Source organism: Azospirillum cavernae, from assembly GCF_003590795.1.
Lineage (GTDB): Bacteria > Pseudomonadota > Alphaproteobacteria > Azospirillales > Azospirillaceae > Azospirillum > Azospirillum cavernae.
This window is the reverse complement of sequence record NZ_QYUL01000005.1, coordinates 399,871-415,546: the sequence shown is the minus strand read 5'-3', so window position 1 is coordinate 415,546 and position 15,676 is coordinate 399,871. Positions and strand designations below refer to the sequence as shown.

Genomic DNA, 15,676 nt, shown 5'->3' with positions numbered 1-15,676 from the left:
GCGCATCCATGATCGAACTGACGCTGCAAGCCTTGTTCTCCGGTCTGCTCGCCGGGGGCTATTACGCCACGGTGGCGGTGGGGTTGGCGCTGGTGTTCGGGGCCATGCGGGTCATCAACCTCGCCCATGGCGAGTTGGTGCTGCTGGCCGCCTACATCGCCTACGCCGCAGAATCCCGCTATGGGATCAACCCGGTGATGGCGATCCCCATCGCGCTGGTCGTCGTCGCCTCGGCCTCGGCCATCGTCTACGCGCTGCTCAGCCGGATTGAGCACGACCGCGAGATCAACTCGCTGATCCTGACCTTCGGCATCGGCATCATCATGACCAACGGCATCCTCACCATCTGGGCCGCCGACATCCATTCCACGACCAACCCGTGGTTCCAGGATTCGCTGGTGATCGCCGACACGCTGTTCGCCATGAACGCCGAGGTCGCGTTCTTCATCGGCGGGCTGGCGCTGATGGCCGGGGTCTATTGGTGGCTGAACCATTCCTGGCAGGGCCGGGCGGTGCGGGCGCTGACGTCCAACCGCAACGCGGCCATGCTGATGGGGGTCAACCCGCGCCAGACGGAAATATTGTCCTTCATGATCGCCGCCCTGCTGGCGACCTTCGCCGGGGTGGCGATCTACACCGGCAAAACGGTGTTCCCGTCGCTGGGCCATGTGCTGACGGTCAAGGCCTTCATCATCACCGTGCTGGCCGGGATGGGGTCGATCCATGGCGTGCTGATCGGTGCGATCATGATCGGGGTGATCGAATCCCTGACCGTCACCTATCTGTCCGCCTCCTTGCAGGAGTTGGCCGGGATGCTTCTGTTTCTGGTCGTGCTGTTCGTCTCGCCTTCGGGCCTGTTCGGCGGCCGGAGGGCCTTGGCGCGATGAAACACGCGATGAAACACGCGATTTTGGGCGCGGCGCTGCTCGCCGCTTACGTCGGCGTTCCGCTGCTGTTTGGCGGCACGCCTTATGTCATGGGGCTGATCGTCGCGGCGCTGACCATCGCCGGGGTGGCGCTGGCCTGGGCGCTGCTGGGCAATCTCGGCGGCATGGTCAGCTTCGGCCACGCCGCCTTCTTCGGGGTGGGGTCTTACACGTCCGCCGTCCTGTCGATGAAGCTCGGGGTTCCGGTGTTCGCCGCCCTGCTGCTGGGCGGGTTGGGAGCCGCTGTGGCGTCGGTCGCCATGCTGCCCGCCTTGCGGCTGCGCGGGCCGTATTTCGCGCTGGCCATTCTGGCCTACGCCCACATCTTCCAGATTTTGGCGACGGAGATGACGCCGATCACCGGCGGGGCGGGCGGCCTGCTGTCGATCCCGCGCTTTCCCACCCTGTTCGGGCTGGAGTTCGGCGGCAAGACCGGCGGCTACGTCATCATCCTGACCATCATTCTGCTGTCGGCCTTCGCCTATGACGCGGTGCGGCGCAGCGCTTGGGGGCTGGCCTTGAAGGCGATGCACGACACCGAAATCGCCACCCGCGTCATCGGCGTGCCCAGCACCCATCTGAAGGCGGCGATGCTGGCGCTGTCGGCCTTCATCACCGGGGTGGTCGGGGCCTTCAACGCCCATTTCATCAGCTTTCTGGAGCCAGATTACGCCTTTTCCAGCACCTGGACGGTTCTGCCCATCGCGGCGGCGATCTTCGGCGGCTATCGCACGGTGTGGGGGCCGGTGGTGGGGGCGCTGGTCATCTATCTGCTCGACCAATTGGTCTTCAAACCGATCCTGCCGCACGGCCACCAGATGGTGTTGGGTGTGCTGCTCTGCGCCATGATCCTGCTCAGCCCCGGCGGCCTGCTGCCGGTCCTGCTGCGCCGCCGCCGTTCGGAAGGAGGCCGCCATGCTCACGCTTGAGGGGGTGCATGTGAATTTCGGCGGGGTGCAAGCGTTGAAAAGCGCCAGCTTCGCCGTCGCCGAGGGGGAAAGCATCGGGCTGGTCGGCCCGAACGGGGCGGGCAAGACCACGCTGTTCAACGTGATTTCCGGCGTCGTCCGCCCGTCCGGCGGGCGGCTGGACTTTCGCGGCCAATCGCTGCTGAAGTTGCCGGAATGGAAGCGGGCGCGGCTGGGCATCGGGCGCAGCTTCCAGATCCCGCGCCCGCTGGGCCATTGCACGGTGCGGGAAAACCTGATCGTCGCCCAGCGCTTCGGCGCGCGGACCAACGACCCGCAGCGGATCGACGAGATCCTCGACATCCTCAATCTGCGCGACAAGGCCGACAGCGACGCCACCACCGAACTGGCCCTGACGGAGCACAAGGCGCTGGAGGTCGGCAAGGCGCTGGCCACCAACCCCAGCCTGCTGCTGCTGGACGAGGTGCTGGCCGGGCTGGAAACCACCAGCAAGCGCGCCTTCATGGAGCGGCTGGGCGCGGTGCGCGACCGCTACAAGCTGGCCATGGTCATCATCGAACACGACATTCCGACCATCGCCGCGCTCTGCCCGCGCGTGCTGGTGCTGAATTTCGGCCAGATCATCGCCGACGGCGCGCCGGACGCCGTGTTCCGTGACCCGGAGGTCATCCGCAGCTACACCGGCGAAACCACGCTTTGAAGGGCCACTCCGCATGACCAACGCACTGGACGTCGTGTCGTTGCGCGCCGGGTATGGCGCGATCAACGTGCTGTGGGACGTCTCGCTGACCGCCGAAACCGGCAAGACCACGGTGATCGTCGGCCCGAACGGTGCCGGGAAAACCACCCTCTTGCGCGCCATCATGGGCTTGGTTCCCGTCACCGCCGGGGACATCCGCGTCAACGGCCAAAGCCGCAAGGGGGCCAAGACCTGGGACACGGTCGCCGACGGGGTGGTGATGATCCCGGAGGGGCGGATGATCTTCCCTGACATGTCGGTGGAGGACAATCTGATGATGGGCGCCTTCCCGCGCGCCTGCCGGGCCGGGTGGAAGCGCAACAAGGCGATGGTGTTCGATTTTTTTCCCCGTCTGGCCGAACGGCGCGACCAGATCGCCGGAACCCTGTCGGGCGGCGAGGCGCAGATGCTGGCCATCGGGCGCGGCCTGATGGAGCAGCCGCGCGTCTGTCTGATCGACGAGCCGTCGCTTGGCCTCGCCCCGGTCGTGGTGGACGAGATCTTCCGCATCCTCGGCCAATTGCGGGCCGACGGGATGACCATCATTCTGGTGGAGCAGAACACCAGCCGCGCCCTGAAGATCGCCGACCATGTGCATCTGATGCAGTCGGGCAAGGTCGTGCTGTCCGAACGCGGCGACGCGGTGGATCTGGACCGGCTGCACGCGCTTTACTTCGCGCATGACGCCGCCTGAGCGACCGACGGAACAGGATCTTTCGATGAGCGACCTTTTGAACGGTGAACCCCCGTCCGGCTATCAGGAGCTTCTGGGCTATCGCCTGAGTCGCTGGGAGGAGGGGGCGGCGGAGCTGACGATGCCGGTGGACGCCCGCCACCTGAACCGGGCCGGCGTGGTGCATGGCGGGGTGTTGACGTCGCTTTTGGACACGGTTTCGGGATTCTCTGTAACATTCTGTCCCCACGAGGGGCGGGTGAGACGCGTTGTGACGCTGTCGCTCTCCACAAGCTTTCTTGGTCAGGCGCGGGACGGTACGTTGATCGCCATCGGACGCTTCCGGGGCGGCGGGCGCAAGATCGTCGGCGTCGCGGCGGAGGTCCGGCACGCCGAAACGGGCGCCCTGCTGGCGACGTCCGAAGGCATGTTCAAATACAGACCGGGCAGCGAGAACCGGGAGGGAACCGAGCGATGACGGGGCAAGTGACGGTCGCGCGCCAGGGGCGCGTGCTGATTCTGACGATGGACGATGCGGCGACCAAGAACGCCTTGGGGCCGGAGATGATGGGCGCGGCGCGCGACGCGCTGAACGCGGCGGCGACCGACCCGGAGATCGGCGCGGTGGTGCTGACCGGAGCGAACGGGACCTTCTGCTCCGGCGGGAATCTCGGGCGTCTGCTGGGCAACGCCAAGGCCGACCCGTCGATCACCCGATCCAATCTGGATCATTTCCACGGCTGGGTGCGCGCCATGCGGCGCTGTCCCAAGCCGGTGATCGCCGCCGTCGAGGGGGCCGCCGCCGGGGCCGGGTTCTCCATCGCGCTGGGCTGCGACCTGATCGTCGCGGCGGAAGACGCCACCTTCACCTTGGCTTACGTCAAGGTCGGGCTGAACCCGGACGGCGGCGCTTCCGCCTTTCTCGCCCGCGCCGCCACGCCGCAGCTTGCCGCCGAGATCATGTTTGAAGGCGGGCGGATCGGCGCGTTGCGGCTGGCGCAGTTGGCCATCGTCAACCGAATCGTCACGCCGGGGACCACGCTGACCGAGGCCATCGCCTGGGCTGCCCGGCTGGCCGAGGGGCCGACCGTCGCCATCGGGCGGGCGAAAAAACTGATCGAGGCTGGGTTCGGTGAACCCGACGACCAGTTGGACCGCGAGGCCGCTTTCTTCGTCGAGGCCCTGCACCATCCGGAAGCCGCCGAGGGCATCACCGCCTTCTTTGAAAAGCGCCCGCCCAACTACCCGCGCGGCTGATCCCATGGCGTTTCGCACCCCCCTGACCGACCTGTTCGGCATCCGTCTGCCCATCATCGCCGGGGGCCTGCATTGGCTGGCCAACGCCGATTATGTGGCGGCGGCGGCCAAGGCCGGGATGATCGGCTTCATCACGGCGGCGAGCTTTCCCGACACCGACGCTTTGCGCGACGAGATCCGGCGCTGCCGCGATCTGGCCGAGGGCAAGCCGTTCGGCGTCAACGTCTCGATGCTGCCCAAGCTGGTCCAGGGGGAGCGCACCGACGCGGTGTTCGACGCGATCATCGCCGAAGGGGTCCCCTTCGTCGAAACCTCCGGCCGCAACCCGGAGGCCTACATCCCCCGCCTGCACGCGGCGGGGATCAAGGTGATGCACAAGGTCCCCGCCGTCCGCTTCGCCCGCAAGGCCGAGGCGGTCGGGGTAGACGCCGTCACCGTGGTTGGGGCCGAATGCGGCGGCCATCCCGGTTTGGATTTGGTCGGCACCATGGTGCAAACCGTGCTGGCGGCGCGCGGCCTGTCGATTCCGCTGGCGGTCGGCGGCGGAATCGGCAGCGGCGAGCAACTGGTCGCCGCGCTGGCGATGGGGGCGGACGGCGTCACCATCGGCACCCGCTTTCTGGTCGCCGAAGAGATTTGGGCGCACCGGGGCTTCAAGGAACGGCTGCTGGCGGCGGATGAAACCGACACGGCGCTGATCCTCTCCTCCCTGCGCAACACCATGCGGGTTCTGCGCAACGAGACGAGCGACCGCGTCGCCGCCATCGAAGCGGCGGGGCAGGGCGGCTTGGACACGCTGTTGCCCCATGTGTCGGGCAAGCTGGGCCGGGTGGCCTATGAGACGGGCGACGCCTCGCAAGGCGCCTTGTCGGTCGGCCAATCGGTCGCCATGGCCGACCGCGTCGAACCGCTGGCCGCCATCGTCGCCCGGTTGGAGGAGGAGGCCGAACGGGCGTTGGACCGGCTGTCCGTTGTCACGGGGACAAACGTGCGAAATCACGCCGCAGCCTCTTGAATACGACCATCGCGCGACAAACATGGGCGGTTCATTGCAACCAACCCGATTGACCGGCCTTGCGGCCCGGCGGCGGGATGGACCGAACAGGGAGCGCCGTTGTGAAGCTGCTGTTGGTTGAGGATGATCCGCTGGTCGGTCCGGCGGTGAAAACCGTTCTGGAGCAGGCCGGTTACACCATCGTCGGTCCTCTGCGCGACGCCGTCAAAGCCGCGCGGGTCGCCGCGCGCGAAGCCCCCGATCTGGCCCTGGTCGACGTCAATCTGGCCGGTGGCGAGAATGGCGTGGCGCTGGCCCGCCGCCTGTGGGACGACCACATGATCCCCACCCTGTTGATGACCGGCTTCGACCATCACGCCGAAGAGGCGCGCGCCTTCGCCGTCGGCCTGCTGCGCAAGCCGGTGATGCCCGACACGCTGATCGACGCGGTCGGCACGGTGGGCGAGATTTTGAGCGGCCTGCGCCCCTCCTCCGTCCCGGCGTCGCTGGAATTGTTTTCCGGCCCCATCGCGGCGATGACCGCGCCGTCCAAATTGCGGGCTTGAGCGCAAGGCTTGCATGCGAAGAAACAGTGACGGCGTGGCGCCGCCCGGCTTTTATGCTCCGCGCCATGCCGAACACGCCGCCCCCCGCCGTCACGCCCTCGCCCGTTCCCGCCGTCGCTGACGGTCTGCCGATTCCCCAACGCTATTGGGCGGTCGGAACGATGACCGTCGCGCTGGTGATGGCGGTGCTCGACGGCATGGTCGCCAACATCGCCTTGCCCACCATCCAACGCGAATTCGCGGTGGAGGCGGCGCAAGCCATCTGGGTGGTCAACGCTTATCAGATGGCGGTGACTCTCTCTCTGTTTCCGCTGGCCTCGCTGGGCGACATTTTCGGCTATCGCCGGGTCTATTGGGGCGGGTTGGCGCTGTTCACCCTGGCCTCGCTGGCCTGCGCGCTGTCCGACACGCTGCCGCTGCTGACGGTCGCGCGGGTGGTCCAGGGCATCGGCGGGGCGGGCATCATGAGCGTCAACATGGCGCTGGTCCGCTACATCTACCCCAGCGCCAGCCTGGGGCGCGGCGTTGGTTACAACGCGATGATCGTCGCGGTGACGACGGTGGCGGGGCCTAGCCTCGCGGCGGCCATCCTGTCGGTGGCCTCCTGGCCCTGGCTGTTCGCCGTCAACGTGCCGCTGGGGCTGGTGGCGCTGGTGGTGGCGGCGAAAACGCTGCCACGCTCGCCCAAATCCGGCCATCGCTTTGACGCGCTGAGCGCCGGTCTCAACGCGCTGATGCTGGGGCTGGTGATCCTGAGCGTGAAGGGGTTGGACGGCGCGGATCCGGTCTGGCTGGTCGTTCTGGAATTTCTGGGCGCGCTGCTGGTCGGCGTCACGCTGGTGCGGCGCGAGCTGTCGCGCGAGGCGCCGCTGTTCCCGGTCGATCTGCTGCGCCGCCCGATCTTCGCGCTCAGCGTGGCGACGTCGCTCTGCTCCTTTGCGGCGCAGAACATCGCCTTTGTCACCATGCCCTTTTACTTTGAAGACGTGCTGGGGCGGTCGCTGACCGAATCCGGCCTGTTGATGACGCCCTGGCCGGTCGCCGTCGCCATCATCGCGCCGATTTCCGGTTGGCTCGCCGACCGTTACGAACCCAGCCTGTTGAGCGGACTGGGCATGGCGCTGTTCGCCGTCGGCTTGGCCGCGCTTGCGCTTCTGGCGCCCGACGCGTCCGCCATCGACATCGCCTGGCGCATGGGGCTGGCCGGGTTCGGCTTTGGCCTGTTCCAGACGCCCAACAACAAGGTTCTGGTCAGCAGCGCGCCCAAGGAGCGCAGCGGCGGGGCCAGCGGCATCCAGGCCACCGCCCGGTTGCTTGGCCAGACTCTCGGCGCGGCGACCGTGGGGGTGATGTTCACCCTGTTCGGCAAAGCGGTCGGGGCGACCACGGTCCTGACGCTGGCCGCCGGGCTGTGCGCGTTTGGCAGCGTCACCGGCAGCCTGCGCCGACGGCTCAGGGACGCGGGAACGCGGCCTTGATGATTTCCCGAGGATCTCGACTACGCCGCGTCGGCGTGGCCTGCGCCCTTCACCGACAGCGACAAGCCAAGCGCCTTGATGACCGCCAAAGCGGTTGCAAAGGACGGGTTTCCGCTGTTGCTGAGAGAGCGGTAAAGGCTTTCCCGCGATAGCCCGGCAGCCCGCGCCACGTCGCCCATGCCTTTCGCCCTGGCGATGTCGCCAAGGACGGCGGCGATCACGCGCGGATCGCCATCCTCAAACGCCGCGTCGAGGTAGTCGGCGATCGCCTCCGGCGTGGTCAGTCGTTCCGACGGATCCCACAGCTTGGTTTCCTTTGCCACGGTCAATACTCCTCGGACAGTTTTCGGGCGGTCTTGATGTCACGGGGTTGCGTCCGCTTGTCGCCGCCGCACAACACGATCACGTCGCCGCGCTCCACAAAATACACCCGATAGCCGGGGCCATAGTCGATCCGCAGTTCACCGATTCCATCAAAGAACTTGGCGTCACCGGCGTTGCCCAGCGAAAGGCGGTGCAGGCGGACGTCAATCCGGTTCTGAGCGCGCGCGTCGCGAAGGTTGGCGAACCAAGAATCGTATTCAGGGGTGGTGCGGATCGCCTTCATGATGAGATTGTAGCGCATGGGCTACAAATGGGGAAGCAAGGCTATTCCCGCTCACGCCGCAAGACCCGCCACGACCAAATCCCTGCGTTCGCCGTTAGCTGCGCTTCAGCAGAAAGACGCCCTGCTCGCCCATCAGATTGGCGAAGCCGGAATGGGTGCGGCTGGTGACGGACCCGGCGCGGTTCAGGATGCGCGTCTGTTCAATCTGGATTCCCATCTCTTCGGTCAGCGCGACGAAATCGCGCAGCGTGCAGAAATGGATGTTGGGGGTTTCCCACCATTGGTAGCCCAGCTTTTCCGTCACCGGCATCCGTCCGGTCAGCAACAGTTGCAGGCGAATCCGCCAATAGCCGAAATTCGGCACCGACACGATGGCCCGCCGCCCGATCCGGCACATCAGATCCAGCACCCCGCGCGGGTCGCGCATGGCCTGCAAGGTCTGGCCGAGGATGACATAATCGAACGCCTCGGCGGGGTAATCCTTCAGATCGGTTTCGGCGTCGCCCTGAATCACGGACAGCCCATGGGCCACGCATTGCCGCACGCCGTCCATGCTCAATTCGATGCCGCGCCCATCGACGTTCTTGGCATGGGCCAGATAATCGAGCAGCGCGCCGTCGCCGCAACCGACGTCCAGCACGCGGCTGTTCGGCTCCACCATTTCGGCGATCAGCTTGAGGTCGTCGCGAATGTCCATGATGGCGCCTTTGTCGGTCAGCGGGCGCGGCGGCGGATGGTCAGGCCGCGATGCTCGGCGCAGCCCTCCAGAAAGCCGCGAATGACCTGGTGAAATTCGGGTTCGTCCAGCAGGAAGGCGTCGTGGCCCTTGTCGGTCTCGATTTCCACGAAACTGACGTTGGCGGCGACCGCGTTCAGCGCGTGGACGATGGCGCGCGATTCGGACGTCGGGAACAGCCAATCGCTGGAAAAGCTCGCCAAACAGAACCGCACCGGAGTCGTCTTGCCGCCGGGGCGGAAGGCGTTGGCCAACGAGCCGCCCGCGTCCGCCGCCAGATCGAAATAATCCATCGCGCGGGTGATGTAGAGGTAGCTGTTGGCGTCAAACCGCTCGACGAACGCCGCGCCCTGGTAGCGCAGATAGCTTTCCACCTGGAAATCGGCGTCGAAGCCGTAGGTCACGGCCTTGCGGTCCTGCAAATTTCGCCCGAATTTGCGGTGCAGGGCGGTTTCCGACAGGTAGGTGATGTGCGCGGCCATGCGCGCCACCGCCAAACCGCGTTCGGGCCGCGTGCCTTCCAACAGATAAGCGCCGTTGCGCCAATCGGGGTCGGCCATGATCGCCTGACGCCCGACCTCGTGAAAGGCGATGTTCTGCGCCGAATGGCGGGCCGCCGTGGCGATGGGAATCGCGGCGAACACCGATTCGGGGTAGGCGACCGCCCATTGCAGCACCTGCATCCCCCCATCGAGCCGCCGACGACGCAGAACAGCTTCTCGATACCCAGATGTTCGACCAGCAGCTTCTGGGCGCGCACCATGTCGCCGATGGTGATGACTGGGAAGGACAGGCCATAGGGCTGGCCGGTCGCCGGGTTGAGGTCCTTCGGGCCGGAGCTGCCCAAACAGCCGCCGACAACGTTGGAGCAGATGATGAAATAGCGGTCGGTGTCCACCGGACGGCCCGGCCCGACCAGCATTTCCCACCAGCCGGGCTTTCCGGTGATCGGGTGCTTGTCGGCCACGAAATGATCGCCGGTCAGCGCGTGGCAGATGAAAATCGCGTTGGATTTGTCGGCGTTCAACGTCCCATAGGTCTGATAGGCGACCTCGAACGGCCCAAGCTCCGCCCCGCTGTCCAGGCGCATTGGGACGTCTGCGCCCAAGGTCACGCGTTTTCCAGGCAGGGAACCCGCGTCGGCGGGCACGACGACGGAGGGCGGGGTCGCGGACATGGGCGGAATGACGGCAAGCCTCGGGACAGAATGATGAGTCTATAGCTACGAAGCCGGGGTTCGGGGTGTCAACGTTTTCTTTGATTTCGCGGCCCATGCGGACTACTACTTACCGGCTCTGAATCCGATGGTTTCCCGATCCCATGCCACCCGCCCGCACCCCGCTTGACGATTTGCGCCGCGAGATCGACCAGATCGACGACGCGATTCATGACTTGTTGATGCGCCGCGCGGCGGTGGTGGAGCGCATCGGCGCCGCCAAAGGCTCGCCCGGACAGGCCGTCTATCTGCGCCCGGCGCGGGAGGCGACGATCCTGCGCCGCCTGATGGCCCGCCATTCCGGCGGCTTCCCCGCCCAGGTCGTCGTCCGCATGTGGCGGGAGATGATTACGGCCTTGACCCGCATCCAGGGTCCGTTCGCCGTCGCCGTCTACGCGCCGGAGGAAAAGCGCGGCTTCTGGGACATTGCGCGCGATCATTACGGCAGCTTCGTGCCGATGACCGCCGTCAACACCGCCGCCGCCGCGCTCCGCGCCGTGTCGGACGGCACCGCGACCGTTGGTGTGGTGCCCTATCCCGCCGAAGACGACAATGACCCCTGGTGGCGCTTTCTGGTGTCCGCCGACGTGAATCGTCCGCGCGTGGTCGCCCGGCTGCCCTTTGGCGGGCGTGGCAACGCGCGCGGCGAAAACCGCGACGCGCTGGCCATCGCCGTGGCGGCGCATGAGCCGACCGGCGACGACCGCACGTTGTTGAGCATTGAAATCGGCGGCGACCTCAGCCGGGGCCGCCTGAAAGACATGCTGGAGGCCTGCGGGCTGCCGCCCGTCGCCTTTTGCACCTGGCACGCCCACGGCGCTTCGTCGGGCATGTCGGGGCCGTCGATCCATCTGGTCGAGATCGCCGATTTCGTCGATCACGCCGACCCCCGCCTGAGCGCGCTGGTCGAGCGGTCCGGGGAAATCCCGGTGCGGGTCAACACGGTGGGCGGCTACGCGGTTCCTCTGAACCTTCCCTGATTTCTCTCCATACACCCCTCTCCGCAACAAGGTTTGCACGCCATGACACAGCCGAACGGCCCGGTGCCGCGCCCTGGGATTCTCGACATTGCTCCTTATGTCGGCGGCGAGCATCAGGGGCACATCCGGCTCGCGTCGAACGAGGGGGCGCTCGGCCCCAGCCCGCGCGCGGTTGAGGCCTATCAGGCGGCTGCGGCCACGCTGCACCGTTACCCCGATGGCGGGTCGGCGGCTCTGCGCGGGGCCATCGCCAAGCGCTTCAACCTGGACGCCGACCGCATCGTCTGCGGGGCCGGGTCGGACGAGCTTATCAGCCTGTTGATCCGTTCCTACGCCGGGCCGGGGGACGAGGTGCTCTATTCGCAGCACGGCTTCCTGATGTACCCGATTGGCGCGAAATCGGTCGGCGCCACCCCGGTGGTCGCCCCGGAAGACGGGTTGACCGCCAGCGTCGATTCGCTGCTGGCCCACGTCACGCCGCGCACCCGGTTGGTCTTCCTGGCCAACCCGAACAACCCGACCGGCACCTATCTGCCCGCGTCGGAGGTGGCCCGCCTGCACGCCGGTTTGCCCGCCAACGCCATTCTGGTCATCGACGCGGCTTACGCCGAATACATGAACCACGAGGATTACACCGCCGGTGAGGAACTGGTGGAGCAATTCCCGAACGTGGTGATGACCCGGACCTTCTCGAAGATCTTCGCGCTTGGCTCGCTGCGCATCGGCTGGGCCTACGCCCCGGCGGGGATCGCCGACGTGCTGAACCGGGTGCGCGGCCCGTTCAACGTTTCGACCGCCGCCCATGTCGCGGGCGTCGCCGCGCTTGAGGACGCCGAGTTCCTGGAGCGCTCGCGCAGCCACAACGCCACCTGGCGCGAATGGTTCGCCACAGAGGTTCGGGCGCTGGGGCTGACCATCCACCCCAGCGTGACCAACTTCATCCTGATCGACTTCAAGGGCCAGAAGCCCGGCAAGGACGACGCGGAAGCGGCCCGCCAGTTCCTGAAGGCCGCCGGCATCCTGGTCCGCCAGATGCCCGCCTACGGCCTGCCGAGTTGCCTGCGCGTCACCATCGGCACGGAAGCGGAAATGCGCACCGTCGTCGACACGCTGAAAGCCTTCCTGGCGGCGTGATCGGAGCGATTCTCCCCGGCCTGCCGATGGCGGGCTGGGGAACCCTATTCAGACATCACCGGAACGGCGGCGCGTAGAGCAGTCCGCCGCGCGACCAGGGGCGGTTGAAGCCGCGCTCCATCCCATAGGGCTGGCCCAGATTGCGCTCAAAGATCTCTCCGTAATTGCCGACCTGGGCCAACACCTGCAAGGCCCAATCCTCCGACAAGCCCAGCATCCGGCTCACCCCGCCGCCATGGCCGAGCATACGGTCAAGCTCCGGGTCGTCCGGCAGCCGTCCGGCCTGAACGTCGGCGGCGGTCACGTTCTTGGCGTCGGCCAAAATCATCGCGTGCAGCACCCAGCGGGCGATGTCGTACCATTGCCGGTCGCCGCGCGCGACGTAGGGCGTCAGCGGCTCGCGCGAAATCACGTCGGGGTAGATGTGAATGCCCATCCCGGCCTTGCGGTATCCCGCCAGCGACGTCACCAGAACCGTCCGGTCGGTGGTCAACAGCCCGCATTCATGGGCGAGAAAGGCTTGCAACGCCTCGTCGAAGGTTTTGAAGATGCGCATGGTCCAGGGCCGGTCGGCCTGCCGGATGTGGTCTTGCAGATTGCGCACGGTGGTCGTCGGCGATTTCACGCAAACCGTTTGCGGCCCCAGACGGTCCAAAGGCGGCGGCGTCCCGTCGTTGAGAATGGCGAAGCCCTGGCCGTCATAGAGCAGGGGCAACAGAAATTCGACGTCGAAAGACACGTCCCGCGTGAAGGTCCAGGTGGTGGTGGTCAACGCGACGTCCACCTCATGCTTTTCGACCGCTTCGAACTCCTGCGGCTTGTCGGGCAGGCGGACGACGCGGATCGCCTGGGCGTTGCCCAACGTCGCCGCCGCGTAGGCCCGGCAGACATCGACCAGAAAGCCGTCCAGATGACCTTGCGGATCGGTGAAGGAAATGCCGCTGACGCCGCTGCGCAGGCCGCAAACCATGACGCCCCGGCTGCGGATGCGCTCCAGAGTCTCGCCATCGGCGGCGCGCGCCTGCGCGGCGATCCCGCCGCCACACAAAACCAACGCCACGGCGGCGATCAACCGCCGCGCCCACATCCCCACCGCCATCCCGCCTCTGCGCCCAGTCCGCCCATGGTGACGCGGCGCAACCCGTGGGCAGACAGCCGATCAGGCCGTCTGTTGGGCGCGCAGCGTGCTGAGCAGACTATGCAGCGATCCAGCCTCTTCAGCCAGCGTGTTCGCGGTCTCGGTCAGGGTTCCGGCGATGTCGCCCGCGCGCACCGCATGGGCGCTGACCCCCTTGATGATCGTCGCCACCTCGCCGGAGGTCGCGGCGATCTCGCCCACCCGATTGAGAATGTCGGAGGAGGATGCGTTCTGCCGCGCCACCGCGTCGCCGATCAAATCCTGAACCGTGCTGATTCGCTCGACCGAGTTGGAGATCCGGGCGAAGGTGCCGATGGTGTTCTGGATGCTGCCGTTGATGGCCCCGACCGAACTGGCGATCTGCACTGTGGCGTTGGCGGTTTCCTCGGCCAGCTTTTTGACCTCGGACGCGACCACGGCGAAACCGCGCCCGGCGCTGCCCGCCGCCGCCGCCTCAATGGTGGCGTTCAGGGCCAACAGCTTGGTTTGATGGGCGATGGTGGTGATGGCGTCAACGATCTTGCGGATCTGGTCGGTGTTCTCGCCCAACTGATCCACCACGCCACGGGCGGCGGTCAACTCGTTGATGGTGGCGCCGACCACGTCGGCGGCCTCATGCGCCAAGCCGGACACGGTGCCGATGGTGTCCATCAGGGCGACGGCGCTGCCGTTGCAGGTGGTGGCGCTGCGGTTGCTTTCGGCGACGAAGCTGCCGGCGCTGACCGTGCTGTCGATGGTGCTGGCCGATTGCTGACGCAGGGCGTCGGCGACGCTGCGGAGCTGGCTGGATTGGGTGGCGACGCCCGAGGCGACCTGATGCACATCCTCGATCAACTGGCGGGCCAGCGCGGCGGAGCGGACCTGTTCGGTCACGTCGGTCCAGGACAGGGTTTTGCCGATGGCGTTGCCCTGGTCGTCGCACACGGTGTCCACATGCGCCTCGACCGAGGTTTCGCCAACCCGCAAGGACCGGCGCAGGCTGGGCGGGGCCGCCGGGTCGGTGCATTGCCGGGTGAACTCCGGCCCCTGCGCCAGCAGGTCGGGGGACGTCGTGTCGATGCCGTGATCAGCGCAGAAGGCCCGCGCCGCCGGGTTGATGAAACCAACGTCGCCGTCGAGCCGCAGCAGCGCCGTCGGCACCGGGCTGGAATCGACCATCCGCTTCATCAACAGAACCTGTTCGACGCTGCCGCGCAGGCGACGCAGGGCGGCGCCCATCACCGCCAGTTCATCGCGGCCCGTGCGGGGGATCTCGATGGACAGATCGCCCGCCGCGATCTGCTCCATGGCGCGGGCGAATTTGCGCAGATTGGCGAAGACGGCGATCCGCAGCAACAGCGCCGCCGCGACCGACACGGCCAGGGCGAACAGCGCCACCATCTTGATGGCCTCGTTGCGCAAATGCTCGGTGTTGGCGACGAACTCGCCGATGTCGCGGGAGATTTCGGCGGTGGCCCAGGGCAGGCCGCCATCGCCGCCGATGGCGACGCTGGTGGTGGAAATCTCGCCCTCTTCCGCCGCCTTGCCGCCCTTGGATTCAAACATCAGGGATCCGCTGGAATCTTTGAACCGGATGTCGGCGTTCAGAACCGCGCCTAGCGTGCTGAGCGCGGGCAGGGGATCCGTCACCACCTCCAGAAAACCCAAAACCCGGAAGCCGCCGATCGGCATAATCATGCTGAACAACGGTTGGCCCTTGTCGTTGCGCCACAACAGGCCGGCGGGGCGGCGTTTGTCGGCCAGTTCGCGGGCTTTCAAGCCTTCATACAGGCTGGGAACGCTGGCGATGCTGTCTTGCGGGGTTCCGCCGGTTTCCGCGACGCGCTTCATGTCGGCGTCGAAGACGCCAACCGAAATCAGCTTCACCTCGCGATCCACCACCACCGGGCGGGAGGAGATGTTCTTGAGCGCCAGCGTCGCCTTCGCGTATTCCTTTTGGTTGACGCTGTCCACCAGGAAGCCGTCGCGGCTCCATTCGTTGGCGTGGCCTTGCAGCCATTCGGTGTAGTTTTTGCGGATGCGGTCGTTGACCAGCACGCTGAGGGTCGCGGCGCTGCTGCTGTTGAAGGTGGCCACCGCAAAATCGCTGTAGCGTTGCGACACCCAAGCCTGGCTGCCGAACAGCGCGGCGACCAGAACGCCGACCACCGACACCATCGCCCGCCGCAAGGTCCAGAAGCGGAAACGCGCCCCGGATTCATCCACCTTCGCCAACGCCTTCATGTCCGACCCCCTTGCCGCCATCAAGACGGGCTGTTGGATTGCAACACGGACATCATCGCTTCAGTCTTTGAACAATTTAG

At 66.6% G+C, this 15,676-nt stretch carries 16 protein-coding genes and 1 pseudogene; 11 read left to right on the top strand and 6 right to left on the bottom strand.

What is annotated here, in order from left to right:
* Nucleotides 1-8: 8 nt before the first annotated feature.
* From D3877_RS27225 to D3877_RS27185, 9 genes are all read left to right on the top strand, one after another.
* On the top strand, nt 9-887 hold the full coding sequence (locus D3877_RS27225; protein ID WP_119833921.1) for a branched-chain amino acid ABC transporter permease: 879 nt from the start codon (nt 9-11) through the stop codon (nt 885-887).
* A gap of 8 nt (nt 888-895) precedes the next feature.
* Entirely contained in the window at nt 896-1,855 is a 960-nt protein-coding gene (locus tag D3877_RS27220; protein ID WP_119833920.1) for a branched-chain amino acid ABC transporter permease, read from the top strand.
* A complete protein-coding gene (locus D3877_RS27215) occupies nt 1,842-2,555 on the top strand; it encodes an ABC transporter ATP-binding protein (protein WP_119833919.1) in 714 nt (237 codons plus the stop codon). The genes D3877_RS27220 and D3877_RS27215 overlap by 14 nt, the downstream gene beginning before the upstream one ends.
* Nucleotides 2,556-2,568: 13 nt before the next feature.
* Nucleotides 2,569-3,288 carry an ABC transporter ATP-binding protein gene (locus D3877_RS27210; RefSeq protein WP_119833918.1) on the top strand — a complete coding sequence of 240 codons (720 nt, stop codon included), beginning with the start codon at nt 2,569-2,571 and terminating at the stop codon, nt 3,286-3,288.
* Between the two features lie 25 nt (nt 3,289-3,313).
* A complete protein-coding gene (locus tag D3877_RS27205) occupies nt 3,314-3,745 on the top strand; it encodes a PaaI family thioesterase (protein WP_119833917.1) in 432 nt (143 codons plus the stop codon).
* Complete coding sequence (locus D3877_RS27200; RefSeq protein WP_119833916.1) at nt 3,742-4,524, top strand: oxepin-CoA hydrolase, alternative type; 783 nt, start codon at nt 3,742-3,744, stop codon at nt 4,522-4,524. Before D3877_RS27205 ends, D3877_RS27200 begins: the two co-directional genes overlap by 4 nt.
* A gap of 4 nt (nt 4,525-4,528) precedes the next feature.
* Nucleotides 4,529-5,539, top strand: a complete 1,011-nt coding sequence (locus D3877_RS27195) for an NAD(P)H-dependent flavin oxidoreductase (RefSeq protein ID WP_119833915.1) — start codon at nt 4,529-4,531, stop codon at nt 5,537-5,539.
* Between the two features lie 101 nt (nt 5,540-5,640).
* Nucleotides 5,641-6,084, top strand: a complete 444-nt coding sequence (locus D3877_RS27190; protein WP_119833914.1) for a response regulator — start codon at nt 5,641-5,643, stop codon at nt 6,082-6,084.
* Nucleotides 6,085-6,149: 65 nt separating this feature from the next.
* Nucleotides 6,150-7,562, top strand: a complete 1,413-nt coding sequence (locus D3877_RS27185; RefSeq protein WP_238475120.1) for an MFS transporter — start codon at nt 6,150-6,152, stop codon at nt 7,560-7,562.
* Nucleotides 7,563-7,582: 20 nt separating this feature from the next.
* On the opposite strand, the gene D3877_RS27180 is transcribed toward D3877_RS27185, so the two are convergent.
* From D3877_RS27180 to metX, 4 genes and pseudogenes are all read right to left on the bottom strand, one after another.
* Nucleotides 7,583-7,885 carry an addiction module antidote protein gene (locus D3877_RS27180; protein WP_338014635.1) on the bottom strand — a complete coding sequence of 101 codons (303 nt, stop codon included), beginning with the start codon at nt 7,883-7,885 and terminating at the stop codon, nt 7,583-7,585.
* Between the two features lie 2 nt (nt 7,886-7,887).
* Entirely contained in the window at nt 7,888-8,187 is a 300-nt protein-coding gene (locus D3877_RS27175; RefSeq protein WP_338014634.1) for a type II toxin-antitoxin system RelE/ParE family toxin, read from the bottom strand.
* 76 nt (nt 8,188-8,263) lie between these two features.
* Nucleotides 8,264-8,866: a methionine biosynthesis protein MetW gene (gene metW / locus D3877_RS27170; RefSeq protein ID WP_199721012.1), complete on the bottom strand. Its 603-nt coding sequence runs from the start codon at nt 8,864-8,866 to the stop codon at nt 8,264-8,266.
* 17 nt (nt 8,867-8,883) lie between these two features.
* Nucleotides 8,884-10,082 (bottom strand): annotated as a pseudogene (metX, locus tag D3877_RS27165) (homoserine O-acetyltransferase MetX).
* Between the two features lie 143 nt (nt 10,083-10,225).
* Here metX and pheA point away from each other — a divergent pair.
* Both pheA and hisC read left to right on the top strand, forming a co-directional pair.
* Nucleotides 10,226-11,101, top strand: a complete 876-nt coding sequence (pheA, locus tag D3877_RS27160; protein WP_119833911.1) for a chorismate mutase — start codon at nt 10,226-10,228, stop codon at nt 11,099-11,101.
* A 42-nt stretch (nt 11,102-11,143) separates the two neighbouring features.
* The gene (gene hisC / locus D3877_RS27155; protein WP_119833910.1) at nt 11,144-12,235 is read left to right on the top strand and encodes a histidinol-phosphate transaminase; all 1,092 of its coding nucleotides are present in this window, start codon (nt 11,144-11,146) and stop codon (nt 12,233-12,235) included.
* A 55-nt stretch (nt 12,236-12,290) separates the two neighbouring features.
* On the opposite strand, the gene D3877_RS27150 is transcribed toward hisC, so the two are convergent.
* A complete protein-coding gene (locus D3877_RS27150; RefSeq protein WP_119833909.1) occupies nt 12,291-13,334 on the bottom strand; it encodes an amino acid ABC transporter substrate-binding protein in 1,044 nt (347 codons plus the stop codon).
* A gap of 60 nt (nt 13,335-13,394) precedes the next feature.
* The gene (locus D3877_RS27145) at nt 13,395-15,596 is read right to left on the bottom strand and encodes a methyl-accepting chemotaxis protein (RefSeq protein ID WP_119833908.1); all 2,202 of its coding nucleotides are present in this window, start codon (nt 15,594-15,596) and stop codon (nt 13,395-13,397) included.
* Nucleotides 15,597-15,676 lie beyond the last annotated feature (80 nt).